We start from the raw sequence: 24,287 nt of genomic DNA on the forward strand, positions 1-24,287 counted from the left end.
TTTCAAGAAACCAACAGATAAAAGTGAAATACTTTTACTCATCTTTCCCTCTAATAGGTTGGATTTAGCACCTTAGATTATAAGTCATCTGGTTGCTAAGGTTTCACAGGGCCAATCCCTCCACCTTTCTTGATAAGTTATGCAAAGGTAATGTTAAAAAATGAAAATGCAAATAATACTCTATCAATTTTATAGAGTTATTGAATTAACAATGAAATATCTAACTCTTGACTTTCATCTAAATTCATCATCGCATTGATTCGTTTGAATGATTTGAAGTTAACTAAATCTGAAACCTTTATATTTTTCTGAATAATTTCGCCTGATTGCAACAAAGCTTCTCGCATTGTTCCTTTCAACAGAAAAGTTCGTGGCGTGATCCATTGAGAACCGTCAAAAAAAACAATATTCGAATAAATACAATCGGTAATATAATTTGATTTCACCAACACCAAATCATCTGTTTTTGATTCTTTTAAATACTCATCAAAAAACCAACGATCTAAATATTTGTAGGAATAATTAATTTTATTTTCGATCTCAAAAAGTTGAATACTTTCAATTGGTTTGATTTGATACGGTTGAAATTCTACCGATTGAATTTCTCGATCATAAACAATTCTAACTTTATATTTTTCGTCCGTTAAATCTGTCGGAAACTTAATAATTTCATCTAATAAAATCGGATTGATTTCGGTAAAATTATCATTTCTTGTTCGATCAAATCTCGTTTGATGAAATTCTAAATTTCGAAGTTGTTTATTCACACAACAAATCGATTCAATAAATTGGAACATATACTTTCTGAATTAATTCTTCGTATTCTAATTTTGCCTTACTTTTCGCCGTTATTCCTCCTCCACTCTTAAAAAACAATTCGCCTTGATTATTTTCAATGAAACGAATCATCACAGCACTATCAAGATTTTCGCCATCAAAAACACCGAAAACTCCTGTATAAAAATTTCGATTATACTTTTCTGCTTCTAAAATAATTTCGACGGTTTTCTTTTTGGGCGCACCACAAATAGAACCAGCAGGTAAAAGTTGATCGAAAATCGTTCCTAAGTTTTGGTAATAACCATCGTTCAAATCACCTTTAATTTCGGAACTCACTTGCAAAAGTGTTGCATCATTTGTCTTCACCTCATCGATATATCGATAATTTGTCACCTCAACATTTTCTGAAACAAGACTCAAATCATTTCTAATTAAATCGACAATTGTAGCATGTTCGGCAGCTTCTTTTTCATCATCCAAAATAAGTTGTTTCGCATTAGGAATCGAAGCATCAATAGTTCCTTTCATTGGATTTGAAAAGATTTTTTGATCTTCAATTTTCACAAAACGTTCGGGAGAAAAACAAACAAATTCGTCTTTATATTTTAATTTATATTTTGCTTCAGAAGACTGAAAAATTTCATTCAAAGACAAATCAGTTTCGATTTTTGTTGGAAGCGTTAAATTCGTTAAATATGAATTTCCAAACAAAAGATTCTCATGAACATAATTGAATTTTGGCAAATATTCGTCAAAGGAAATCGGGAATTTATTGAATTTAAAATCTTTCTGAAAAGATTCTTTTTTTCGCGAATCTATTTCAAATTTTATCTCATCAGGTAATTCATTTAACGGAATTACTTCTCCATTTTCTTTCAAAAAATCGATCATAAAAAAAAAGGGAACTTTTGCAGCTCCCAATTCATTCATTTTCGTAAAAATCGAATGCTTTGCTAACATTCGATAAAATTAATATTATTCTTGATTTGTACCAAGTAGATCAATTTCTGTTTTTTCATCATCTGTCAAAATCATATCTTTTAACATGAAATATACCGGAATGGTGAGGAAAATTTATTCTTTTTTGGCAGTAAGGAAATAAGAGCATAGAAAAGCTCTATTACAGTCTTGGGTTTTGATGTTTGATTTGTATAATGTATTATATAATTAAAAACATTTTTTTCCATTTGGCAACGGTATTTCTGCTAAGTCCGAAATGTCTTGCGAGTTGAATGTTGTTTAGTTTGTGTTTTTTCTGATAGTCAAGGATGCTTAAAATATCTGATTTGGAATAAGAGCGGTGTTTTTGGTTTTCGGCTTGGGTTTCTTTATCGGCAATACCAAATATTTTTTTGTTGAGCTCGATGATGTCTAATACAGAAAGATTTTCCTTTTCTAATAAAGGAAAACATTCCGCTTTCTTTTCTGGGTGTTTGTTGAGGATATCTGAATAAATTTTTCTATAGTTGGGCTGATTATTTTTCATATTTATTTTTTGTGTATTAAACTATTACCTTATCTTCTTTGTTTGAAGTATTTTTTTTCAAAATGTTCATTATAAAAAAACTGCTAACCATATTTTCAACAGTTAGCAGAACTTGAATTTAGGTTTAAAATGGTTTAGTTAAGTCCATCCTCTTGGTTTATGGTTGCTTATTTTATCTCGCTATATTTACTTATCCATTTGTACAAAGTAGTTTTTGGTATTCTGTACCGTTCTATTACTTCATTTTTTGTCATCTTACCATTTGAAATCTGTTCTAGAATAAAATCGATTATTTCCTTGGTATAGATATTTTTTCGGAATTGCGGGAGTGATGATTTTTTATTATTTTCATTCTCTTCTTGTTTGACTGGTGGTGCATACAAAATAAGATGCTGTGTGTATATTCTAAAAAAATCATATTCTAAGAGCTTGCTCCATTTCAATAAAATTTCTGTATCTAAACTTTTAGCCTGATACATTTCAGTAACTTCTTTTTCTTTGCATTTAAAGAAGTTACAGATGCGAGACATTTCTATTCCGCTTTCTGTAACTGCTATTTTTAGCATTTTCCCTATATGGATTTCTTTGAAATTCACAACTATTATTTAGACAGTAACTTATTAATTTGTTCTTGTTGTGTTTTTACAAGAGCTTTTAATTCATCGATTTGTTTTTGCTGTTCAATAGTGTGCAAATACAATTCTTCTACTTTTTCTAAAGTCTGTGTGGAAAGTTCTGTGATATTGAAAGAATATCCATTTTCATTTTTTTGTAAATCTTTAATAGAAGTTACACCAGGTAAGTGATGATTTTCTTTAATAAAGTTTTCGGTATCATAAATTGATTTGAATTTATAACTAGAATTAATGCTAGAATTTCCACTGAAATAATCTTCGAAAACGTAATCTGGATAATTAGCGCCCGCCGTTTGGATGCTTCCATACACGCGTAATTTTTCCGATCCAACTGGTGCGAGTGTTGTTCCTCTAGCTGCTGCACTAGGCGCACCAATGGCTACCCAATTGTTGGTACCAGTTGTTGCAATTGCTAATGGTGAATTTAAAGTTGTTCCGTTGTTACCACTTCCAACTTCAAAAATTGCATTAGAGTAGTTTGCATTAAACTTTCCGAATGCAGTAGAATAATCATTTGTTAGATTAAGATAATAACCAGAGGCGGTAGCTCCAACAATCTTTTTAGTAGTACTACCCAAAATATTGTAGCGCCCCGTTACAAAATTGAATGATCTTGTTGGGAAATCTGGCCCATAGATATAGTTGCCATCACCTGCGGCAAAATTACTAAATCCAGAATCGATGGTATTATTAGTTCCTGCGATGAAACTTCCGTTTGCTTTATTCAATAACTTGTTACCAGCTCCGCCTACTACAGTATTTTCGCCCAAAACCGTATTATTATTGCCAAATACTGCATTGTTAAAATAGTTTGTTCCAGAAGCGCCAACTTTATTCTCTTGTCCTGTAACTAAATTGTTATTACTATAGACCACATTAGAAACACCTCCTACTAAAGAGAAACCTCCAGTTATATTGTTTTTAGTACCAAAAATAGCAATACCATTAGATCCTGCGTTTATTACATTGCCATACCCAGCTGCGAAGCTATCTTGCGCATTCAGTACATTACCATAGCCAATTGCACCAGAACGAATTTGGTTAATAGTATTGTTTTCTCCAACTGTAAATGCACTATTTGCCGATACTATGTTACCGAATCCTCCTATCAAAGAATTATTTGCTGTACTGGTATTATTGGCTCCGGATACCAAACTTGTTCGGCCGCCCACTTTATTATTGTACCCAGTTGCAAATGTATAGACGCCAGTATTTTCATTTAGAGTACCAAAAGAAGTCGAATGATCTCCGCTTGCAATATTTTCTGAACCAGCAGCAAAACTGTTATTTCCTACTGCTCCTCTTTGTCTCGCGCCGAATCTCACAGAACCATATACATCCAAACGGACACCATTTGCATTATCAGCTTCGGTAGAAGTTGTAGTACCATCATACACAGAATTGCGGCTAACTCCCACAGATCCCATTTGGTAGATACTCTGCGTATTCGAAGTAGCGGGCGCCTGTGTTGTAATATCATTCCAAGGTTCTTGGTAGGCTGCTGGATTTGCAATTTTCATCCAACGACCTACTGTACCTTGGGTCTTATCGAAATAGTAATAACCAATAGATGTAACATTGGTTGTCTTATCTGTTGTCGTTGTTAATGGTTCTGTGATATAAACAATTGCACCATCTTGTGTTGTTGTATATAAAGCATCTTTCGATTGTAATTCAGACCCTTTTAGACGAGGCGCAATAAAGCCATCAACTCTTGTAGAAATGTTGGGAGATGCAACAACATCTAGCGTTGCTGCTGGTGTTGATGTATTGATACCCACACCTCCATCCTGCGCCATTGCATTTCCAGATAGTGTAAAAAATATTGCTGCAGTATAAAAATTTATGATATTTTTTTTCATTTGTTTTAAAATTTGAATTAATTTTTTCTAATTACATACTCGAAATAAATTCAACCACAGGCGGAGGACGAATAGAGAAATAGTTTGCACCATTTTAGGAGAATGTCGGTGGACAGGTTTTCCTGTAGATATATTTGTTTTACTTCTTCTTCCTCACATTTCATAAAATTACAGATGCGGGACATTGCTATCCCGCTTTCTGTAACAGCTTGGTTGATTAAAGTGCCTATATGAATATTTTTAAAATTCACCTTTTACATCAATAGATTTTATTGCAACTTTTTTTAGTTACAGATGTGGGATATTGCTATCCCACTTTCTGCAACCTCTCTCTCATCATTTGTGTGATAGGGAATTTTTTTTGAAGTTCATTTATGTTGTGTTTTTAGAATCTTAGTTTACTGGGAATGCGTGTAGATAATTTTCCCAGTTTGTGGTAACAAAACGCCATTGTTCTGTAGAGGCAGATTTGTTTTCTATCATTACATATATCGTTGTACCTGCTGGGTCTGTTACATCAATTACATTTACACCTTGTATTAATACAGGAGAAGAGCTCGAAGTATTTCTTATCATTCTTCCTCTTATTTGGTTGCTACCGATAAAATTAAAAGTCGTATTTTCTAATACTGTTTGATTTGATGATAAATATAGTCTAATAGGATAATTTTCTCCATTAGCAAGTCCTGACGATCTTTCAGAAATCGTTAAACCAACGTGTACCACCCATTTCCCTGGCCCTAATGTTAGGTAAGTTGTAGAATATTTGGGCGTTGCGCCACCATCGGACAATACTGTTGTCTGAGATGATGGAAACTTGCCTAGTTGTACTTTTCTTGTAATATTAATCTCTTGCCAAGTTCCTACACCATTGGCATCGCTTCGCAAATATTTATTGGTACCCTGTGTACCGTCAAATAATTTGAAACCTGTAACGGGCGAAGCACTGGTACCCCCTGTTACAATATCTAGTTTGGTAGTGGGTGTAGTAGTTCCTAACCCCATATTTCCGTTCGGGAGAACGACCAAATCGTTGAGTTGTTGTGTAGCGGTTGGCGGATTTGCATTGTCTTTTCCACCATCTATATTAAAAATACCTTGTGGTGTATTGGTATTGATTCCCACTTGAGAAAATACCGAAGTATATCCTAAAAATGTACATAGTACAAGTATATATTTTTTCATTTTGATTTTGTTTAAAGCGTTATTCGTTTACAGGAATTGCATAAAGGTAATTTTCCCAGCTACTATTGTCATATCGCCACATACTACCACCTGTTGCTGGACTTACTAAAGATTTATTTTCTATCAATACATAAATCTCTCTTGGGTCTGTGCCATTTACACGGATTACCATAGAACCAGAAAGAAAATTTGGAGAACCTGGGTCAGTGGTTTTTAGTATCACACCTGCATATCCACTGTTTCCTCCAGATGGACCAAGTGGTGTGTAACCAGCTTTTGTATTGGTTGTAGTACTGGTAGATAGATAAACGTGTAACCAGTAAGGATTTTCGTAAGTACTACCTGCACCTGTGGTTGGGTAGTAGAAAGTCATCCCAAGATTCACAATCCATACACCAGGAGTAAGGGTAATTTTTGCTCCAGAATATTTTGCTCCACCGCTATTATCGGATGTTATATGAGATACTGCAGAAAAATCACCTTCTACTAGTTTCTTTGTAGCATCAAGTTTTTTCCAAGTTCCGATTCCTGCTCCACTTATAGTAGCAAGAACTCGTTGGTCGCCCTCATTTCCATCAGTCAGTTTAAAACCTCTTACTGGAGTTGTTGCATCACCACCAGTTACAATGTGAACTTTGTGTGATGGGTTTATTGTTCCAAGTCCCATATTTCCGTTGTCTAAAACCGTTAGGTCATTTAGTTGCTGTTCAGCGGTATGTGCATTTCCAGTTTCAGGATTGTCTTTTCCACCATCTATATTGAAAACACCTTGTGGATTTTTTGTGTTTATTCCGACTTGAGAAAAGCCGGTACCAGACAACAAAATAAGTGCTAAAAAGATAAATTTTATATTGTTTTTCATATTATAAAAGTATTATGCCGTATCACAATCATTATTATTAATTGCTAATCGGCTGGTTTATTATTGGTTTACTGGCATTGCATATAAATACATATCGTTCAACGATGGGTCGAACTCCCACATATTTCCCGTAGTAGCACCTAATTGTCTTTTTGAATTTTTGAGTAAAACATAAATAGTAGCACTATTACCTGTAACCACCACTACAGAAGAACCAGATAAAAAATTGATAGAATTAGCAGCATTCGTACTTTTGGTGATAGCTGTTGCATATCCCATATATGGAGTTGTATTAGAACCTATGATTTCAAAACCATTTTGTTCTCTGGTAGTAGAACTTGATGAAAGATATGCTTTTTGCCAAAATCCAGATTTATGCGGTACATCTGCTGTTATATTTAAATTCAAACCGAAGTTTACCACCCATTTTCCTTTTGGAAGGGTAATGTTTGCTCCCGTATAGATTTCTAGAGGTGCAGAAGATGAATCATCAGAAGTAATGACAGAAGTCCCCCAAGTTCCCAAAATGGTTGGTTTTGTTACTGCTACTTCTTTCCAATAAGCTGTACCGTCTGCTTCGCTCATAAGAAAATATCCTTCACCTTGTGTGCCATCATCTAATTTAAATCCTGCAATAGGAGAAGCAGAAGTTCCCCCAGTTACAATGTCTAACTTTTGTGTAGGAGTTGTTGTCCCCAGTCCTGTATTCCCATTGCTAAGAACAACTACATCATTAAGTTGTTGTGCTGGAGTATAAGTAGAACCTGCACCTGTAAGAGGATTGTCTCTACCTCCATCTATATTAAAAACCCCTTGTGGATTTGATGTATTTACTCCTACTTGTGAGAATGCTACTCCTGAAATTAAAATTGCAATTATTATATAAAGATTTTTATTCATTTGGTTATTTTTATTTGTTACTTTTTATTAATTATTATTCAACAAACTATAGGTGGTGGTCGAATTGAAAAATATGTTTCGCTTATTTTACTTAAACCTTTGTTTTTATAGAAAGATTTAATTGATTTTCCTAAAATAATTTTTCGATAGTCGATTTTTGTTTGGCTTGAAAAAACTCCTACTAATTGTGTATTACTAATTGTAGATATAAACTTTCCTATCTGATTCCCAATATCATAAAACAAAGAAGACCTTGAGCATTCAAAGCTGTATGACGATTTTATTGTAGGTTCTATTTGTTCTTTTTCTTTTTGTTTCTTGTGAGAAACTGCTAAGTGCTTTAATGGAGCAGTGCTAATTTTGGAGCCCTTTAAGGCAACTACTTTCGCAAAAAGAATTTTTTGATTATCGGATACAACAGCATTTTTAGAAATATAAAATTCCCCCTTTGTAGGTTTGATATTCTCAATAAATGATTCATCATGAATTTCTACTACTGTGGCTCCCTCAGAAACATAAAGTTGTGAATTGCTACTCTGAAAAATCTGAGCGTGAAAAGAAATAGAGATCAATGAAAATAAGAAAGCACAACAATACTTTTTATTTCTAAAAAATATTGAATGTGTAAAAAATATTGAATGTGCTTTTTCCGAAAACATAATTTTCATTTGTGATTATGATCTCAATTAGATACAAAGAGAAAGCATTAAAACACAATATGAAAGCTTAACATACAAGACTAATCAATTATAACAACATATTAAATGACTGATAATCAATTGAACACATTCAATTGATTATCAGTGATATGAATTTTTTGAAAAAAGAATTTTAGATGTGTAGTCATTGAGACAATGATATCTAGTTAAACAAATAAAATTGATAGGTAAAAATGGAATTATTAAAGAAATTTGCAATAAAAATAGCTGAGTCATCTAAACAAAAAATTTATTATTGATGTGATTCTTTTTGTAAATAAGTAATGTATTGTGAAGGAGAAATTTTTGTTTTAGCCTTAAAATTTACTGCAAATTGGTTGTACGAATTATAACCACACATTTCTGCAAGAGCAGAAATTTTGTATTTGCGATATTGTGGTTTATCCTTTAATAATTGAGTAAAATAATCGATTCGTAAATCATTCATATAATTATTAAAGTCTTGATCGTAGTATTTTTTCAGTAGAAAACTTAAATTTCTGGGAGTGATATTAAGTTTCGATGCTAATTGGATTGCTAAAAAATTTTGAGCTAAAAAGAAATGTTTTTGCTCTAAATTCTTCAATTTTTTGATAATTTGATCCTCATTTTCAATTTCTCTAGACTTCTCGAAAATTATAGAATGAGTTGTTGTTTTTACATTTTTTTTCTGTTCAAGACCAGCAATAATCTCCTGAAATGCAGAAGTTAGCTTTTTACGCTTAAATCTATTATACCAAATCAAAATAATCACAACTATTGTACAGAATAAAATAATAATAAAACTAATACTTGTTTTATATTTCTCTTCTTGAATCTTATTTTTTGACTTTCTCGTTTCATATTTAATTAACTCTTGTATATTTAAGGTTTCATTATGGGTTAACTTATCTATTTCTTCGACAAAGGATAATTGTTCTTCAGGTGAATCTATTTTTGCGGCGAGTCTCTCTTTTAAAATAAGTTTTGTAGCTGCAACTGTGTTTTTGGTTTTAGATCTAGAATATGCTGAAGAAAAATAAGTTTTCGCTTCCTCTTTTTTTCCATTTTTTATTGCTAATAGAGCTTTAGCTAATTCATAAATTTCATATAACGATGAGTTTTCCCTTATGGTTACATCACGTATTGTGTTATCTGCTTTTTTTATATTTTTCTCTGCTTCAAAAATATTACCGCATTTCATTTGAGTAAAAGCATTTTGGGCATACACTGCAAAAATGTAATCAGGATCTTTTTTTTGAATGTCTAAAGGTACTAAACTTAAATATTTTATTCTAGCTTCAGAAGCTTTACAATAATCCGCATCAATATCATAGATTTTGGATAGATTATAATAATATTCAGCTTCTTTGAAGGGATTTTTATATTCTTTTTGTAATTTAATATAGTTTTGCCAAGCATCATTTGATTGTTCTATAAGCCCTGCCCTTCTATATGACATTACTAAACCATTTGTATAGGCCATTTTTAGATTTATTGAATCAATATTTTTGCCTATTTTTCCAGCTTCTTCATAATAATAGACTGCTTGAATATAAAAGCCATTTCTATATTTCATTCCACCCATAATATAATTTGCGTAAAACTTCTCATCAGAAGTTTATGCATTTTGAAGAAGGGCTTCAGAATTAAAATTATAGTTATTCGAATTTGTATTCAGCAATTTTTTATAATACTCAAAATTTACAGATTTCTTTTCATCTAGTTTTTGCTGAGCAAAACAGAATGTTGTAAGACAAAGAAATAGTAAAAAATTTATTTTTGAGTGATTCATTCTTTATAAGTATGTACAAAAATAATGAAATTTCAAAATAACTGTTTCATATAAGAATGGAAAACAATTCTTTTACAAAATAAATTGTTGGTTTAGCGTTGACTTTTTGTAAATGTGCTGATGAGCGTTAGAAAAAAGAATAAATTTTGCCTTGGGATAGTTTTTTTTTTTAAAATACTTACTTGATTTACTATAATTTTAATTTTGGAAACCTTACTGGAAGCATTGCATATAAAACTCAAATTAGCAAAATTCCCATAATGATAAGCGTTAAAAGGAAATAGCTTCCTATATTTTTGAAACCTCCAAAAAAGTCACCTAGCTCTAACGACATTTTGTTTTCAGTACGTCTGCACCAATCATAAATCCCGTTATAAGTGGATACATCACAAAAAATAACCAATTACAGTGCACGAAGTAAACATATAAATAATGGCTACCATAAGGGCATAAATCACAAATAGCTGCCAATTGTTTTGGAAAAGCTCTAATGATTAATTGAAATATTTCCCAATATCAAATTGAAATTTATTGTTTTTTTAATATTCAATTTTGTTGTAATCTAATGTTTTCATCTTAACGTTGGTTTAATTGAAATTAATGTAAATTTGCTTGATTAGTAGAATAAAATTAATAATTGTTACAACATGAATGCAAACGATTTATTATCAATCATAAAAAATAGACGCTCTATATTTCCTCCGCAATACAATCAAGAAGAAATTACGCGCGAAGAATTGAATCAAATTTTTGAGGCAGCAAATTGGGCGCCTTCTCATAAAAAAACTGAACCTTGGCGTTTTGTCGTTTTAGAAGGTCCTGCAAAAGACCGTTTCCGCGAATACGTGAAGCGTGTTTATGTGCAAGGAACGCCAACAGATCAATTGAGCGACAGAAAAATAAATGCATTAATTGAGAAATGTGATAAGTCGAATAAAATTGTATTAATCAATTTTATCAACACAGAAAAAAATCCTGAATGGGAAGAATTAGCTGCGACTTCTATGGCTGTTCAAAATATGTGGTTAATGGCAAGTGCGCTAAACATTGGTGCATATTGGTCTTCTCCAGCAAACATTATCGCCAATGTTGATGAGTTTACAACTATGGAAGAAGGCGAAAAATGTGTTGGTGTTTTCTATATGGGAAAAATTGAAGGAAATTCTCCAGAAGCTGTTCGTCAACCAATCGAAGATAAAGTGAGATTTTTAGAGTATTAAAAACTCTTTAGAAAATAATTTGAAAAAGACTACTAATTTTTTAGTGGTCTTTTTTATTAAATAGAAAATCAACTCTTTATGATTTTTGTATATTTGATTAAATACTTTAATATGAAATACATGAAATCGATTTTTAACTACTTATTAGTTGTAATCTCTATTAGTTTTTTGACATCTTGCAAAAACTCTAATCCCGTTGTTTACAATGATCCTATTCCAAAACATGAAACATTTACAATTGATTCTAAAATTCTAAATGAAAAGCGAATTATTAATGTTTGGGTTCCAAAAGAATATTCGACTTCTCAGGATTCATTATCCGTTTTGTATATGCCAGATGGCGGAACAAAAGAGGATTTTCCGCATATTGCAAATACATTGGATAGCTTGATTATTTCGAAAAAAATAAAACCAGTTATTTTAGTTGGAATAGAAAACATACAACGTCGCAAAGATTTGAGTCCGCCAACCGAAAACGAAGAAGATAAAAAAATAGCCGATGTTGTGGGAGGTTCGAATGAATTTAGAAGTTTTATCAAGGATGAATTATTTCCTGAAATCACGAAAAAGTATCGCACTCAATCCCAAAAAGGAATTATTGGCGAATCGTTGGCTGGATTATTTATTATGGAAACTTTTCTGAAACAACCCGAAATGTTTGATTATTATATCGCAATTGATCCTTCACTTTGGTGGAACGATCATAAAATGTTATTGAATGCAAAAAATTATTTAGCTAAATTTCCTTCTACTCCAAAAAAGTTATGGTTTGCAGGATCGGGAGCAAGTGATATTTTGCCTTATACAGATGATTTGAAGAATATTTTAACGCAAGAAAAACTTCCAAATCTACAATGGAATTATTCTCCAGAACCGAAAGAAGAACATGCTACAATTTACAGAGCAACTAAAGAAAAAGCTCTGATTTGGAGTATTGGGAAATAAAATAATTAACCTCTCTACTACTATGGACAATCGTATCGAAAAATTAAAATCAATGCAGACGAATCTGCTAATTGATGTTGTAAAACGCTATCAACAATTTGGCTATCCAATTGAAATAAAAAATGAAGCTATTAAAATCCTTGAGCAAAGAGGAATTAAAATGGATCAATTAGAATTAACTGGAAAAATAAAAAATACAGCTTACGATGCTGCAGTGGAAACCTATCAGCAATATAAATTATTTTCTATAATTGCATTAGTTTTAAACATTATATCCATTTTTCTCATGAAAGATTCTTCCTACGCAGGATATATTTTCTATATTATAATGTTGATTTTTATTCTTCTATCTTTTTCAAGCGCAAGAAAATTATCTGTCATATTAAATGATGAATCTATCGATTATTCTTACATCTATATTTTTGTCGGAATGTTTTTATACTTTATCATTTTTTTCATCACTCGAAATCATATTAAAGAGGCTATAAAAACAGTTCGGTAAAAATTATTTACAACATAAATCAACTATTTAAATATGAAATCAATATCGTCAGCTTCGTTAATTAGTTTTCTATTTATCTTTTTTCTGCAAACAAAATCTTTTGCCCAAGAAAAAATAGAATTAGAAGAAGTACAAATCAACGCTAAAACTAAATTAAATAACTCTGTACAATATGAGAAATTGAAAAACATGCCAGAAATTGGTGTTTATTCTTTTGGAGTTATAGTAGAAAACAACAAATTATATGTGATGAGCGGAGACGTTTCTAATGTTGGTGTGAGAACAGAATATAAAGGATTTAGTAATAAAATTTATATTTATGATTTGGAACGAGATTTTTGGAAAACATCAAAAACTAAATCTTCAACCATTGCAAATAATTCTATCATTAGTCACAATGGTTTGCTTTATAGTTTTGGAGGAAGAAGATTCGGTAACAACAGAAATCGAGAACTTTTGAACAACAAAATAGATGTTTATGATGTTAAAAATGACACTTTAATCATAGATAATGTAATGGCTCATCAGGCTGTCAATTTTGCATCAGTAAAAGTTGATAACAAAGTACTTTTCTTTGGAGGTTCTACAAAAAAATATAATAATGGAACAAAGTTTTTCACAAACAAAGTTAGTATGTACAATCTTTCTACTGGATTGTGGTACGAAATGGATCCTATGCCAGACGCGAAAGAAGCGCCAGCAATTCTAGTTGATAATAAGATTTATTTGATCGGAGGTAACAAAAATCATTTATTAAAATCAATTGATTCTTTTAATCTAAATGATGGAAAATGGACAAAAGAATTTGAACTTCCTATCGCCATGAGTAGACCATCATTAGCAAAAAAAGAACATCTCATTTATATCTACGAAAATGGTATATTTTATACATTTGATACACAGGAAAAAGTTCTGAAAGAATATGCAATAAACAACATCTTTGCATTTAATGGTGAAATATTTATCTACAATGATTTTATGTATATTCTTGGTGGAATTGTTGATAATAAAGATCTTTCAAGCGAAATGTACAGATTCAGCTTAAGTGAATTTAACAATACCAAAGTAAAAAGAGAATTAAAACTCAAAAAAAGTTTATAAACCAAAAACCCTCACTTCATTTGAAGTGAGGGTTTTTTATGCGATTCGTTTTCCTAAAATAGTTAAACTTCTTTCTATTCCGTCTAAAGTTGCAATATTGGGATAATTTCCCCAATCTTCGAAACCAAAATGTTTGAATAATTTCAAGCTCGGTTCATTATGCGAAAAGATAAAACCTAAAATAGTTTTGATTCCAAATTCTGGCGCTTTCGTAATGCTATATTCCAACACTTGTTTTCCTAAACCTTTTCCACGTTGCGCTGCATCTAAATAAATGCTGATTTCTACAGTTGCATCATAAGCTGGTCTTCCATAAAAAGATTGAAAACTTACCCATCCTACAATGTCTTTCGATTCATTTTCTACAACCCAAAGTGGTCTTTTTTCAGGTGAATGTTCTTCGAACCATTTTACTTTACTTTCAACTGAAACTTGTTCTGTATCGGCAGTTACTAATCGCGAAGCTATTGTCGAATTATAAATTTCTGTTATTTTTTCTAAATCGCTTCGTTTAGCATCTCTGTATGTTAACATCTAAATTTTTAAATTTTATTCTGCGTTTGATTTTAAAAAGGAATATTCTTTTTCATCGCCATCATATAGCCCAAATGCATTGCTTCGTGAATATTGTTGTACAAAATTGCATCTTCAATCGATTCTAATGTCATACCAAAACTTGTTTTATATGATCGATAATACGATAGTTTTTCCGAACGATAATCCTTGAACATCTGCATTGGTGTACTTTCCAACATTTCCTTCAATTCTGTCACATCTTCTTCCGTTACTTCCGTATTTCCGATTGTTCCTTTTTTATACTTCTGAATAAACTGAATATCGACCAACATCCTATTATCGGTTAAATAATAATGGATCAATTGCTGTGTTGCCAAAACATGAGCCGCATTCCAAAACAAATTGTTTTTATAGCCAACAGGTATATAAAGTAGTTGTTTCAGAGAGTGTTGTTCAAGCTCATCAATAATCTGTTTTCTTATATTCGTCAGATAAATAATATGCTCTTCCATAGTCAGATTTAAAGTTTAAATATACATCAAATTAAGTCTATTTATCAAATTATAAAGCAAAACAATTAAAATCACGTTTTTAGATTATTTAAAGTCTTTGATTCTTCGTAATTTTGTCTCATTAAATTTAAAAGATGGCTTACACAAGAGATCAAATATATCAAGTATTAGAAGAATTGGGTATTCGCAATTGGATGCGTAACGCTCAAGTGATGGGAAATGATATTATTTTGGATATTGTTTCTCCTTCGCCTGCAATGCACGAACGCAAGCGTTTGGAAATTGCGTTGAAAAATGCATTTAAAGAAAATTTACCTGAGTCAAATCTTAAACTTAACATTTCTGTTGAAGTTGAAGAAAAAAATCCGAACGAAATCAAAGGTTCAGAATTACCAGGTGTTAAAAATATTATCGCTGTAGCATCAGGAAAAGGTGGTGTTGGTAAATCTACTGTTTCATCAAACTTAGCAATTAGTTTAGCAAACATGGGATTCAAAGTTGGTTTATTAGATGCTGATATCTACGGACCTTCTATGCCAATTATGTTCGATTGTCAAGATGCTCGTCCATATTCTGTAGAAGTTAATGGAAAAACGAAAATAAAACCAGTAGAAGCTTACGGAATCAAGTTATTATCAATTGGATTTTTTGCTGATACAGATCAAGCAATTGTTTGGAGAGGACCGATGGCTGCAAAAGCATTGAATCAAATGATTCGTGATGCACATTGGGGAGAATTAGATTTCTTATTAATCGATTTACCTCCAGGAACAGGTGACATTCATTTATCTATCGTACAACAAGTTCCAATTACAGGAGCAGTTGTGGTTTCTACGCCTCAAAATATTGCATTAGCAGATGCTAAAAAAGGAGTTGGAATGTTCCAAATGGAAGCGATTAATGTTCCAGTTTTAGGAATTGTAGAAAATATGGCGTATTTTACACCAGAAGAATTACCTAACAATAAATATTATATCTTTGGACAAAATGGTGCAAAGAACTTAGCAGAACAAATTGGTGTTCCTTTCTTAGGCGAAATTCCAATTGTACAATCTATTCGCGAAGCTGCTGACGTTGGTCGTCCAGCTGCAATGCAAGAAGATACTGTTGTGGCTAATGTTTACAAAGAAATTGCACGTAACGCAGTACAAAGTTTAGTAGAACGTAACAATACTTTGCCTCCAACAGAAGCTGTTCGTATTACAACGATGGCAGGTTGTTCGGCAAAAAATTAAAAAAGTAAAAGATCATGACTCCAGAAGAAAAATATTCAGAAGTTGAAAAGGCCTTAACTGAAATTAGACCATTCTTAAATTCAGATGGAGGCGATATCGAATTAGTATCTGTAGAAGATAATATTGTAAAAGTTCGCCTTACAGGTGCATGTATAGCATGTTCTGTCAACCAAATGACCTTAAAGTCAGGTGTTGAAATGACCATCAAAAAATATGTTCCAGAAATCGTTTCGGTTATCAATGTTTCAGATTTTGAAACTTCAACTGAAGCAGATCAAATATCTTCACTAAAAGAAGAAAATTAGAATATCATTAGATTCTCATAAATTAAAACGCCTTTATATCAATTTATAAAGGCGTTTTATTATTTTTGGCAAACAATTTGAATCTTAACCACAAAACCAAAAATTCAAAATGAAAAAATATATTTTATTTTTTACTTTTATTATCCTTTCTTTTGCATTGCCTTTAAATGCTCAAAACAACTACAAAGTTGGCGAAAATCTAAAGTTTAGAGTTCATTATTCTGGATTGAATGCAGGATATGCATCAATTGATGTAAAAGAAGCTACTTTGAACGGAAAAAGTCATTTTCATATCGTAGGAAAAGGAACTTCTACTGGTGCTGTGCGTGCTTTTTTTAAGGTAGATGATAATTACGAATCGTATATTGATAAAACAGATTTGAAACCAACAAAATTTGTTCGAAATATTGTAGAAGGAAGTTACAAACGTCATCAAATCTATTATTTTGATCATGCCAATAGAAAAGCAAAAGTTGAAAATAAACGAGATGGAAAAGTAACGACAGAAACAATTCCGTACGATGCGCAAGATTTACTTTCTGCTTTTTACAGTTTACGTAATACCAATCATGCCACTCTTAAAACAGGAGATTATTTGAACGAAAATATTTTTCTTGGTGATGAAACGCTTAAATTTCGATTGAAAGTTTTGGGACGTGAAACCCTAAAAACAAAATTCGGAAAAATTGCAGCAATCAAAATTCGTCCGTATGTACAATCTGGTCGTGTTTTCAAAGAATCAGAATCGGTTACAATGTGGATTTCTGACGATGATAACTTAGTTCCGCTAAAAATAAAAGCGGGTTTATTAGTTGGATCGTTAAATGCAGATCTAAATGAATATAAAAATTTAAAATATCCTATTACTTTTACGAAGTAAATTGAAAAAGCGAAGTTCGAAATCCGAATTTCGCTTTTTTTTATTTCTCCAAATATTCCAAAAAAACATCACTCGGAATTTCCATTGCACCCAAACTCGCTAAATGTTCGGTATAAACTTGACAATCGATCAATTTATATTTCTTGTGGTATTTTGCAACAAATTGTATAAAACCAGCTTTGGAAGCATTGCTCACTTTCGCAAACATACTTTCTCCACAAAAAACATCGCCCATATCAATTCCATAAAAACCACCAACCAATTCGTCGTTTTGCCAAACTTCAATACTTTTAGCGATTCCCATTTCATGTAACGTACAATATGCTTCGATCATATCATTTGTAATCCACGTTCCGTCCTGATCTTTTCTATACGCTTGCGAACAATTTGTAATCACTTCTCGAAACGCTTTATTTTCTGAATACGTAAATATTTGATCTCGAAAAACTTTCTTCATCGATTTCGAAACATGTAAATTTTCTGGAAATAAAACAAATCGATCTTGTGGAAACCACCAAATAATTGGATCTTCTTCATTAAACCAAGGAAAAATTCCTTTCTGATAAGCCAAAATTAGGCGTTCTGGCGAAAGATCTCCTCCAACAGCTATAATTCCCTCGCTATTCACTTCATCGTAATCAGGAAAGATTAAATCAGAACTTAACCAATACATATCGTTTTGTGTATAATTTATATAAAATTAAAAAAACGTGTCCAATAAAGAACACGTTTAGTATTAATTGATGTTTTTTTACTTAGAATGGTAAATCATCATCATCTCCATTAGAAAAAGTATCAACTGGAGGCGCTGGTGCAAAATTATCGTAACCTTGAGGTGCTTGTGCAGCTGCATTCGCCATATTCTCAATTCTCCACGCTTGGATTGTATTAAAATATCTTGCTACTCCTTCTGGATTAATCCACTCACGACCACGAATATTGATAGAAACTTTCACTTCATCACCAGGTTTGTAAGCATTCAACACATCAGTCTTATCTTGTGTAAGCTCAATTAAAATATCTTGTGGATATTGTTCTTGCGTTGTAACAACAAATTCTCTTTTCTTGAAACTTGCAGTAATATTTTGAGTTTCAAATACTTTCTTAATTCTTCCTGTAATTTCCATTTTTGTAAAAGCTTTGTACAAATTTAGAATGTAAAAAAAGATTAAAAAAATTTTATTTCGAAATTTTGTTAGAAAGAAAACTTGTGTATATTTGCAATCCAAATCGGTGAGATTTTAGCGGGCGTGGTGGAATTGGTAGACACGCTAGACTTAGGATCTAGTGCCGCAAGGTGTGGGAGTTCGAGTCTCCCCGCCCGTACAACAGCAAAGACTTTGAAAAATATTTCAAAGTCTTTTTTTATGACTTATTACTTTATAATATTTTTTATAAATTTAGATAATTATTTGGTTACAAGTTGTTTGGTATGTATTCGAAAAGAAAAAGAAATTTGAAATCTGGAGGGAGAACTATCCCCATTTTTGAATTTATAGTGGTTGTAATTATCATCATTATTTTGATTTACTTCGCAGTTTTCTAAGGAAATTATTCTTCATTTTTTTAAACATTAATTTATAATTATTTAGAAGAAAAATAGAATCAAATCAAAGAATCTGTTAAGCAAAAATTTGGAGATTAGTTTGATGATGATGCTGAAGATAATGCGAAAAATTATCAGCCACAACCTTAATTGATATAGAAAATGGTTAGAATTTAGATTCTAACCATTTTTTTATGCTTCTATATCTTTATAAAATGTTTTTCTACGTTTATGGATAACCGGATCAAAGTTTTTCCATAATTGTTGCACTTTTGTATTCTCCTCTAGCAAAGGATTGGTCTCTAAAGTTTTAATTCCTCTTGCTATAAATCGATCATAAAGTTCTTTAAAAATCAAGGCATTTACACCTTTATTTTGATAATGAGGATCAATTCCTATCAAATAAAATTCGACATGATCGTTCTTTTTTTGCGCTTGCATCAAATGCCACCAACCAAATGGAAACAATTTTCCTTTCGTTTTCTGAAATGCTTTCGAAAATGAAGGCATTGTAATCGCAAAAGCAATCATTTTGTTGTTTTTATCTTTTACACACGAAATAAAATCAGGATGAATAAATTTTAGATATTTCTTTTTGTAATGTTCAACCTGAAATTTTTCTATCGGAACAAAACTTTGCAATTCTGCATACGTCACATTCAACAAATCGAACATCTCATCAACATAAGGTAACATTTCGTCAATTGTTTCAAATTTATACGTATCAATTTCGTAACGTTTTTTGAGCATTTCGCACAATTTATCCATTTGTTTTACCTTACCCAAATTAGCAATATCAATAGAATATTCTAACCATTCGGCTTTTGGTTGATAACCTAATTCTTGCAAATATGTTTGATAATATTCGTAATTATACAAACCGATTAAAGTTGCAACTTTATCAAATCCTTCTGTTAATAACCCCGCTTTATCCATATTCGAAAATCCCATCGGACCTTCTATATAACTCAGTTTATTTTTTTTAGCAATGTTTTCAACAGTTGTTAATAAAGCTTTCAGAATGTTAATATCATCTTTAAAAACTAACCAACCAAACCGAATTTTAGTCTTTCCAAGTTCTTTTACTTCGGTCCAATTAATAATCGAAACAATTCGTCCAACCACTTCTTCGCCTTTGTAAGCCAAAAAGTATTTTGCTTCTACTGTTTTAAAAATAGGATTGTTTTTATCAAAACTTGCGAGTTCATCTTTCTTTAAAGAAGGCACCCAATACGGATTATCTTTATACACTTCAAAAGGTAAATCGACAAATTTCTTCATTTCACTTGGCGTGTTCACCTCCCTTACTTCGATCATATGCTATTAAATTGCGTCTTACAAATTCTAATTTAGGAAGATTTTTTTAGAGAACAATTTTCTCTTCTACAGATTTTCCGTTTTTATCTTTTCCGTAAAATAAAATATAATCAAGCTTTACGGAGATTCCAGCCGTTCCTTTCTTCTGTTTTAAGAAAACGCGATTCAATGTTATCAACTTGTTATTAACAGTTGTTTGAACAATTGGATTTTTTTGAGAATCAAGCTTAAGCGTTAATTTTTGAGTTGGATAAGATACTAATGTCAACTGAAAAACATTCCTTTCAATTTTCTTAATATCTAAACCATATGCCAATTTCTTTTGTATAGAAGTCAAGGGCTTTTTCGAACCATCTTCAGCATAAAGAATGCGATAAATATCAACTGGATTATCATCATCTAAAATCCCTTTGCTCGAAAAAAGTGCATCGTAAACAAACGTATTTTTATTGTCGTTGTGCTGAATATAGAATAGTCTATTTTCTGATTTTGGAGGAACGGGATAGCTTTGTTGTGCATTTACAACAAAAGAAAAAAGGATAGAGCAAATAATTAATAGGTTTTTCATTAGTTGATATTTTTTGAGGATAGAAGATATGAATTATTTGAATGATTATCTAAATCCAAATAAAAAGTTTCGAAACTTTAACTTGTACAATATTATGTCCATCAAGAAAATCTTGCGGAATTTTTTTATTTTTTCATTTTCTCTTTGACGAATTCTACAACAATCGGAACTAAAGAAAAAACAATAATTGCCATGACAACTATCTCGAAATTGTTTTTGATAAATGGAATTGTTCCTAGAAAATATCCAGCCAATGTAATCCCGAAAACCCAAATTATTCCACCTATAAAATTATATTTGATAAATGTACCATAATGCATTTTAGAAATTCCTGCAACGAAGGGAGCAAGCGTTCTTACAATCGGAACAAAACGTGCAATTACAATGGTTTTAGAACCATATTTTGTAAAGAAATCTTCAGTCTTTTGAATGGCAGAATCTTTAATAATTCGTTTTCCGAAAATTTTGGCTGTGACTAATTTCGCTCCTAAGGTTTTTCCAATCGTATAATTGACCGTGTCGCCTGCAATCGCTGCAACCCAAAGCAAACCTAATACGATATAAATATTGAGTTGATCTGGAAAAGCTGCAGCCAACATTCCTGCCGCAAATAAAAGCGAATCGCCAGGTAGAAAAGGCATGACAACCAAACCTGTTTCGATAAAAATTAAGAGAAACAAAATCAAGTAAAACCAGTTTTGATAATCATTCAAAATGGTTTCTAAATATTTATCGATATGTAGTATGTAATCTAAAATTTCCATGATTTAAAGGTATAAAAAAACTCGACCGAAGTCGAGTTAATTTTTTATTGTTATTCTTGTTCAGCTACCTTTTTTTTGCCGAACTTTTCTTTGATAATTTCTACAAAAATTGGAAGTATTGAAACGATTGTTATTCCTAAAATTACTTTAGAAAAATTCTTTTGAACCCATTCGATGTTTCCTAAGAAGTATCCAATAAGCGTTAAACCAACAACCCATAACACAGCTCCAATTACATTATATGTAATGAAAATAGAATATCCCATTCGTCCAATTCCTGCAACAAAAGGCGCTAAAGTTCTTACTATTGGTACAAAACGAGCAATTACAATGGTTTTTGAACCGTATTTTTCGTAGAACTCATGCGTTTTATTGATATGTTCTTCTTGGATGAAATTTTTACCAAAAATCTTCACTTTAGTTGCTTTGTAACCAACTTTTTTTCCAATGGTATAGTTCAACGTATCACCGAGTATAGCGGCCACCAAAAGAATTGCAATCATAATCCACACATTCATATCATTTGTTTCTTGCGCAGCCAACATACCTGCCGCAAACAACAGTGAATCTCCAGGTAAAAATGGCATCACAACCACACCTGTTTCCACGAAAATGATTAAAAATAAAATTGCATAAAGCCACAAACCATACTCATTTGCAAACTCTGCTAAATGCTGGTCGATATGCATAATAAAGTCAAAAAGACTCATAAATACTTCCATAAAAGTTGATTAAATTTCTGAAGCATTAAATGCATTTTTGATATGATTTACGCTCCAAGATTGTTGTTTTTTTAAAAGTGCTAAAATATCAAATCTTACCTCAGAAATAAAATTATTTTTCTGAATAAAATCATCTGCGGCAAGAATTAACAATTTCTTCTTCTTTGTGTTAACAGAACTTTCTGGCTCGGCAACATAATTTGAAGTACGACTCTTAACCTCTATAATAACAATCTCATTTTCAAATTGAGCAATAATATCGATTTCGGCTTTTCTGAAAAAATAATTTCGAGCCAATATTTTGTATCCATTTTGGATTAAATAATTGACAGCAAAATCTTCTGCTTCTTTCCCGAAATCGTAACTAATACTCATTCAAAAAAATTATTTTGTTCCGTACAAACGATCTCCAGCATCACCTAAACCTGGAACGATGTATCCATTTTCATTCAATTTTTCATCCAAAGCAGCCAAGAAAATTGGAACTTCTGGATAAACATTTTGTACTGCTTCCACTCCTTCTGGACAACCAACTAAACAAGCCAAACGAACAGATTTTGCTCCTTTTTCTTTTAAAATTTCGATTGCTTTGATTGCAGAACCTCCTGTAGCTAACATTGGATCAACCAAAATCACATCACGAGAATCTAAATCAGTTGGGAGCTTACACAAATACTCAACTGGTTGTAATGTATCATGATCGCGATAAAGCCCAATATGACCAACTTTAGCTGTTGGAATTAATTGATGAATTCCTTTTACCATTCCCAATCCAGCACGTAAAATTGGAACGATAGCCATATCATTTCCTTTTAATTTGTAACCGATTGTTTTGATAATTGGCGTTTCAACTTCTACTTCTTCAAGCTCGATGTTACGTGTAATTTCGTAACACATTAAACCTGAAATTTCGTCTACTAATTCACCAAATTCTTTCGTTGTTGTGTTTTTATCACGCATTTGCGTAATTTTTGCTTTTACCAACGGGTGAGTAATAACTGTTAAATTATCTTGTTTCATATTTGTTTGTATAATGATGCAAAGTTACATTATTTGAAGTAACATTTAACTGAACTTTCGCACCCATTTTTAGTGCAACATTGTGACCTGTATGCCCTGCAGGAAATCCGAAAGCTACTGGAATATTTATTTTTTTTGTAAAACTATAAATGACTTCAAAAGTTTTTGGATCGAATGGATGATTGTAGTTATCAGCATTTTCTTCTTCGGTATCCATATGCGTAAAGTTTCCTAAAATAATTCCTTTTACATGAGTAAGAATTCCGTTGCGTTTAAGATTCATCAACATTCGATCAACTGCATACCAATTCTCGAACCAATCTTCTAAAAATAAAATCTTATCCGAAGGATTTGTAATCGCAGATTCGCTCCCCAAAAGTGAATACACAATCGAAAGATTTCCGCCAATTAATTCTCCTTTTGCTTCGCCTAAATTATTGTAAGCATGTGATTGAATTTGGTAATTAATTTCATGTCCAAACAATGCTTCGTAAACACTTTGATAAGATGTTGGATGATATTCGGTATTTGCTAATTTCTTCGCTGTAACACCATGAATTGTTTGAAAACCTAATCGGTTAAAATGATTATGAAAAACAGTAATATCAGAATAACCAATTATCCATTTTGGAGATTTTTTGAAATTGGTTAAATCTAATTCATCAATAATTTTTACTGAACCATATCCACCACGTGCGCACCAAATCGCTTTGATTTCAGCATCATCTAATGCCCATTGAAAATCTTCGGTTCTGATTTCATCTGTTCCAGCATATTTGTAGCCAAAATCATATTCAGCATAAATATTTTTCCCAAGAACAGGAATCAATTTCCACGATTTTATTAAGTCTATTGCTTCCTCCAATTCGCCTTGTAACATTCGTTTTGCTGGCGCAACAATTGCTATTTTATCACCTTCTTTTAGAAAATCGGGTTGAATCATTTTTCTATA

General features: G+C 31.7%; 28 protein-coding genes, 1 tRNA gene and 1 riboswitch. Of the genes, 8 read left to right on the plus strand and 21 right to left on the minus strand.

Annotated features, from left to right (window positions below; translation table 11 throughout):
* Positions 1–35: 35 nt before the first annotated feature.
* Positions 36–139, minus strand: a riboswitch (SAM riboswitch).
* Between the two features lie 58 nt (positions 140–197).
* The 10 genes from HXZ74_RS08220 to HXZ74_RS08265 form a co-directional block, all read right to left on the minus strand.
* The gene (locus tag HXZ74_RS08220; RefSeq protein WP_286474811.1) at positions 198–797 is read right to left on the minus strand and encodes an aminotransferase class IV; all 600 of its coding nucleotides are present in this window, start codon (positions 795–797) and stop codon (positions 198–200) included.
* Complete coding sequence (locus HXZ74_RS08225) at positions 781–1,740, minus strand: aminodeoxychorismate synthase component I (protein ID WP_286474813.1); 960 nt, start codon at positions 1,738–1,740, stop codon at positions 781–783. The genes HXZ74_RS08220 and HXZ74_RS08225 overlap by 17 nt, the downstream gene beginning before the upstream one ends.
* A 199-nt stretch (positions 1,741–1,939) precedes the next feature.
* The gene (locus HXZ74_RS08230; protein ID WP_286474816.1) at positions 1,940–2,266 is read right to left on the minus strand and encodes a helix-turn-helix domain-containing protein; all 327 of its coding nucleotides are present in this window, start codon (positions 2,264–2,266) and stop codon (positions 1,940–1,942) included.
* Positions 2,267–2,433: 167 nt separating this feature from the next.
* On the minus strand, positions 2,434–2,862 hold the full coding sequence (locus tag HXZ74_RS08235; RefSeq protein ID WP_286474818.1) for a transposase: 429 nt from the start codon (positions 2,860–2,862) through the stop codon (positions 2,434–2,436).
* Between the two features lie 5 nt (positions 2,863–2,867).
* Entirely contained in the window at positions 2,868–4,763 is a 1,896-nt protein-coding gene (locus HXZ74_RS08240) for a hypothetical protein (protein ID WP_286474820.1), read from the minus strand.
* A gap of 393 nt (positions 4,764–5,156) precedes the next feature.
* Complete coding sequence (locus HXZ74_RS08245; RefSeq protein ID WP_286474824.1) at positions 5,157–5,792, minus strand: hypothetical protein; 636 nt, start codon at positions 5,790–5,792, stop codon at positions 5,157–5,159.
* A gap of 175 nt (positions 5,793–5,967) precedes the next feature.
* The gene (locus HXZ74_RS08250; protein WP_286474826.1) at positions 5,968–6,810 is read right to left on the minus strand and encodes a hypothetical protein; all 843 of its coding nucleotides are present in this window, start codon (positions 6,808–6,810) and stop codon (positions 5,968–5,970) included.
* 60 nt (positions 6,811–6,870) lie between these two features.
* A complete protein-coding gene (locus HXZ74_RS08255) occupies positions 6,871–7,710 on the minus strand; it encodes a hypothetical protein (protein ID WP_286474828.1) in 840 nt (279 codons plus the stop codon).
* A 38-nt stretch (positions 7,711–7,748) separates the two neighbouring features.
* Positions 7,749–8,369 carry a hypothetical protein gene (locus HXZ74_RS08260; RefSeq protein WP_286474831.1) on the minus strand — a complete coding sequence of 207 codons (621 nt, stop codon included), beginning with the start codon at positions 8,367–8,369 and terminating at the stop codon, positions 7,749–7,751.
* A 292-nt stretch (positions 8,370–8,661) separates the two neighbouring features.
* Entirely contained in the window at positions 8,662–9,975 is a 1,314-nt protein-coding gene (locus HXZ74_RS08265; RefSeq protein ID WP_286474833.1) for a helix-turn-helix domain-containing protein, read from the minus strand.
* Positions 9,976–10,829: 854 nt separating this feature from the next.
* Here HXZ74_RS08265 and HXZ74_RS08270 point away from each other — a divergent pair.
* The 4 genes from HXZ74_RS08270 (at position 10,830) to HXZ74_RS08285 (ending at position 13,950) form a co-directional block, all read left to right on the plus strand.
* On the plus strand, positions 10,830–11,402 hold the full coding sequence (locus HXZ74_RS08270; RefSeq protein ID WP_286474835.1) for a nitroreductase family protein: 573 nt from the start codon (positions 10,830–10,832) through the stop codon (positions 11,400–11,402).
* 111 nt (positions 11,403–11,513) lie between these two features.
* Complete coding sequence (locus tag HXZ74_RS08275) at positions 11,514–12,347, plus strand: alpha/beta hydrolase (protein ID WP_286474837.1); 834 nt, start codon at positions 11,514–11,516, stop codon at positions 12,345–12,347.
* On the plus strand, positions 12,337–12,849 hold the full coding sequence (locus HXZ74_RS08280) for a hypothetical protein (RefSeq protein WP_286474839.1): 513 nt from the start codon (positions 12,337–12,339) through the stop codon (positions 12,847–12,849). Before HXZ74_RS08275 ends, HXZ74_RS08280 begins: the two co-directional genes overlap by 11 nt.
* 33 nt (positions 12,850–12,882) lie before the next feature.
* The gene (locus HXZ74_RS08285) at positions 12,883–13,950 is read left to right on the plus strand and encodes a Kelch repeat-containing protein (protein WP_286474842.1); all 1,068 of its coding nucleotides are present in this window, start codon (positions 12,883–12,885) and stop codon (positions 13,948–13,950) included.
* Between the two features lie 36 nt (positions 13,951–13,986).
* Here HXZ74_RS08285 and HXZ74_RS08290 read toward each other — a convergent pair whose 3' ends face one another.
* Together HXZ74_RS08290 and HXZ74_RS08295 are read right to left on the minus strand one after the other, a co-directional pair.
* On the minus strand, positions 13,987–14,484 hold the full coding sequence (locus HXZ74_RS08290) for a GNAT family N-acetyltransferase (RefSeq protein WP_286474844.1): 498 nt from the start codon (positions 14,482–14,484) through the stop codon (positions 13,987–13,989).
* Between the two features lie 32 nt (positions 14,485–14,516).
* Entirely contained in the window at positions 14,517–14,978 is a 462-nt protein-coding gene (locus tag HXZ74_RS08295; RefSeq protein ID WP_038336414.1) for a DinB family protein, read from the minus strand.
* 134 nt (positions 14,979–15,112) lie between these two features.
* Between HXZ74_RS08295 and HXZ74_RS08300 the strand changes: the two genes are divergently transcribed.
* From HXZ74_RS08300 to HXZ74_RS08310, 3 genes are all read left to right on the plus strand, one after another.
* Complete coding sequence (locus HXZ74_RS08300) at positions 15,113–16,213, plus strand: Mrp/NBP35 family ATP-binding protein (protein ID WP_114998705.1); 1,101 nt, start codon at positions 15,113–15,115, stop codon at positions 16,211–16,213.
* Positions 16,214–16,227: 14 nt separating this feature from the next.
* Entirely contained in the window at positions 16,228–16,518 is a 291-nt protein-coding gene (locus HXZ74_RS08305; RefSeq protein WP_114998704.1) for a NifU family protein, read from the plus strand.
* Between the two features lie 109 nt (positions 16,519–16,627).
* The gene (locus HXZ74_RS08310) at positions 16,628–17,398 is read left to right on the plus strand and encodes a DUF3108 domain-containing protein (RefSeq protein WP_286474846.1); all 771 of its coding nucleotides are present in this window, start codon (positions 16,628–16,630) and stop codon (positions 17,396–17,398) included.
* Positions 17,399–17,438: 40 nt separating this feature from the next.
* Here HXZ74_RS08310 and aat read toward each other — a convergent pair whose 3' ends face one another.
* On the minus strand, positions 17,439–18,071 hold the full coding sequence (gene aat / locus HXZ74_RS08315) for a leucyl/phenylalanyl-tRNA--protein transferase (protein ID WP_114998700.1): 633 nt from the start codon (positions 18,069–18,071) through the stop codon (positions 17,439–17,441).
* Positions 18,072–18,153: 82 nt separating this feature from the next.
* Positions 18,154–18,525 carry a DUF3127 domain-containing protein gene (locus HXZ74_RS08320; protein ID WP_019976879.1) on the minus strand — a complete coding sequence of 124 codons (372 nt, stop codon included), beginning with the start codon at positions 18,523–18,525 and terminating at the stop codon, positions 18,154–18,156.
* A 117-nt stretch (positions 18,526–18,642) separates the two neighbouring features.
* Here HXZ74_RS08320 and HXZ74_RS08325 point away from each other — a divergent pair.
* Positions 18,643–18,724, plus strand: a tRNA-Leu gene (locus HXZ74_RS08325).
* A gap of 412 nt (positions 18,725–19,136) precedes the next feature.
* Here the strand turns inward: HXZ74_RS08325 and HXZ74_RS08330 are convergent.
* The 7 genes from HXZ74_RS08330 to HXZ74_RS08360 all read right to left on the minus strand — a co-directional run bounded on the left by HXZ74_RS08330 (position 19,137) and on the right by HXZ74_RS08360 (position 24,278).
* The gene (locus HXZ74_RS08330) at positions 19,137–20,261 is read right to left on the minus strand and encodes a GNAT family N-acetyltransferase (protein WP_286474848.1); all 1,125 of its coding nucleotides are present in this window, start codon (positions 20,259–20,261) and stop codon (positions 19,137–19,139) included.
* Between the two features lie 46 nt (positions 20,262–20,307).
* On the minus strand, positions 20,308–20,829 hold the full coding sequence (locus HXZ74_RS08335) for a DUF4833 domain-containing protein (RefSeq protein ID WP_286474850.1): 522 nt from the start codon (positions 20,827–20,829) through the stop codon (positions 20,308–20,310).
* Between the two features lie 125 nt (positions 20,830–20,954).
* Entirely contained in the window at positions 20,955–21,593 is a 639-nt protein-coding gene (locus HXZ74_RS08340; protein WP_280062771.1) for a DedA family protein, read from the minus strand.
* A gap of 50 nt (positions 21,594–21,643) precedes the next feature.
* Entirely contained in the window at positions 21,644–22,315 is a 672-nt protein-coding gene (locus tag HXZ74_RS08345; RefSeq protein WP_280062773.1) for a DedA family protein, read from the minus strand.
* Between the two features lie 9 nt (positions 22,316–22,324).
* Positions 22,325–22,690 carry a YraN family protein gene (locus HXZ74_RS08350; RefSeq protein ID WP_125349580.1) on the minus strand — a complete coding sequence of 122 codons (366 nt, stop codon included), beginning with the start codon at positions 22,688–22,690 and terminating at the stop codon, positions 22,325–22,327.
* Positions 22,691–22,699: 9 nt separating this feature from the next.
* A complete protein-coding gene (upp, locus tag HXZ74_RS08355) occupies positions 22,700–23,335 on the minus strand; it encodes a uracil phosphoribosyltransferase (RefSeq protein WP_125349581.1) in 636 nt (211 codons plus the stop codon).
* Positions 23,322–24,278: a S66 peptidase family protein gene (locus tag HXZ74_RS08360; RefSeq protein ID WP_280062774.1), complete on the minus strand. Its 957-nt coding sequence runs from the start codon at positions 24,276–24,278 to the stop codon at positions 23,322–23,324. Before HXZ74_RS08360 ends, upp begins: the two co-directional genes overlap by 14 nt.
* Between the last annotated feature and the right edge of the window lie 9 nt (positions 24,279–24,287).

Origin of the sequence: Empedobacter sp. R750 (genome assembly GCF_030324345.1) — a bacterium.
Classification (GTDB): Bacteria; Bacteroidota; Bacteroidia; order Flavobacteriales; family Weeksellaceae; genus Empedobacter; species Empedobacter falsenii_C.

Coding starts and splice junctions, on each gene's coding strand:
- HXZ74_RS08330 (WP_286474848.1), bottom strand. CDS start 20,261: ATGATCGAAGTAAGGGAGGTGAACACGCCAAGTGAAATGAAGAAATTT.
- HXZ74_RS08335 (WP_286474850.1), bottom strand. CDS start 20,829: ATGAAAAACCTATTAATTATTTGCTCTATCCTTTTTTCTTTTGTTGTA.
- HXZ74_RS08345 (WP_280062773.1), bottom strand. CDS start 22,315: ATGGAAGTATTTATGAGTCTTTTTGACTTTATTATGCATATCGACCAG.
- HXZ74_RS08285 (WP_286474842.1), top strand. CDS start 12,883: ATGAAATCAATATCGTCAGCTTCGTTAATTAGTTTTCTATTTATCTTT.
- HXZ74_RS08350 (WP_125349580.1), bottom strand. CDS start 22,690: ATGAGTATTAGTTACGATTTCGGGAAAGAAGCAGAAGATTTTGCTGTC.
- HXZ74_RS08295 (WP_038336414.1), bottom strand. CDS start 14,978: ATGGAAGAGCATATTATTTATCTGACGAATATAAGAAAACAGATTATT.
- aat (WP_114998700.1), bottom strand. CDS start 18,071: ATGTATTGGTTAAGTTCTGATTTAATCTTTCCTGATTACGATGAAGTG.
- HXZ74_RS08230 (WP_286474816.1), bottom strand. CDS start 2,266: ATGAAAAATAATCAGCCCAACTATAGAAAAATTTATTCAGATATCCTC.
- HXZ74_RS08250 (WP_286474826.1), bottom strand. CDS start 6,810: ATGAAAAACAATATAAAATTTATCTTTTTAGCACTTATTTTGTTGTCT.
- HXZ74_RS08290 (WP_286474844.1), bottom strand. CDS start 14,484: ATGTTAACATACAGAGATGCTAAACGAAGCGATTTAGAAAAAATAACA.
- HXZ74_RS08275 (WP_286474837.1), top strand. CDS start 11,514: ATGAAATACATGAAATCGATTTTTAACTACTTATTAGTTGTAATCTCT.
- HXZ74_RS08265 (WP_286474833.1), bottom strand. CDS start 9,975: ATGGGTGGAATGAAATATAGAAATGGCTTTTATATTCAAGCAGTCTAT.
- HXZ74_RS08360 (WP_280062774.1), bottom strand. CDS start 24,278: ATGATTCAACCCGATTTTCTAAAAGAAGGTGATAAAATAGCAATTGTT.
- HXZ74_RS08270 (WP_286474835.1), top strand. CDS start 10,830: ATGAATGCAAACGATTTATTATCAATCATAAAAAATAGACGCTCTATA.
- upp (WP_125349581.1), bottom strand. CDS start 23,335: ATGAAACAAGATAATTTAACAGTTATTACTCACCCGTTGGTAAAAGCA.
- HXZ74_RS08300 (WP_114998705.1), top strand. CDS start 15,113: ATGGCTTACACAAGAGATCAAATATATCAAGTATTAGAAGAATTGGGT.
- HXZ74_RS08220 (WP_286474811.1), bottom strand. CDS start 797: ATGTTCCAATTTATTGAATCGATTTGTTGTGTGAATAAACAACTTCGA.
- HXZ74_RS08340 (WP_280062771.1), bottom strand. CDS start 21,593: ATGGAAATTTTAGATTACATACTACATATCGATAAATATTTAGAAACC.
- HXZ74_RS08310 (WP_286474846.1), top strand. CDS start 16,628: ATGAAAAAATATATTTTATTTTTTACTTTTATTATCCTTTCTTTTGCA.
- HXZ74_RS08255 (WP_286474828.1), bottom strand. CDS start 7,710: ATGAATAAAAATCTTTATATAATAATTGCAATTTTAATTTCAGGAGTA.
- HXZ74_RS08305 (WP_114998704.1), top strand. CDS start 16,228: ATGACTCCAGAAGAAAAATATTCAGAAGTTGAAAAGGCCTTAACTGAA.
- HXZ74_RS08320 (WP_019976879.1), bottom strand. CDS start 18,525: ATGGAAATTACAGGAAGAATTAAGAAAGTATTTGAAACTCAAAATATT.
- HXZ74_RS08240 (WP_286474820.1), bottom strand. CDS start 4,763: ATGAAAAAAAATATCATAAATTTTTATACTGCAGCAATATTTTTTACA.
- HXZ74_RS08225 (WP_286474813.1), bottom strand. CDS start 1,740: ATGTTAGCAAAGCATTCGATTTTTACGAAAATGAATGAATTGGGAGCT.
- HXZ74_RS08260 (WP_286474831.1), bottom strand. CDS start 8,369: ATGTTTTCGGAAAAAGCACATTCAATATTTTTTACACATTCAATATTT.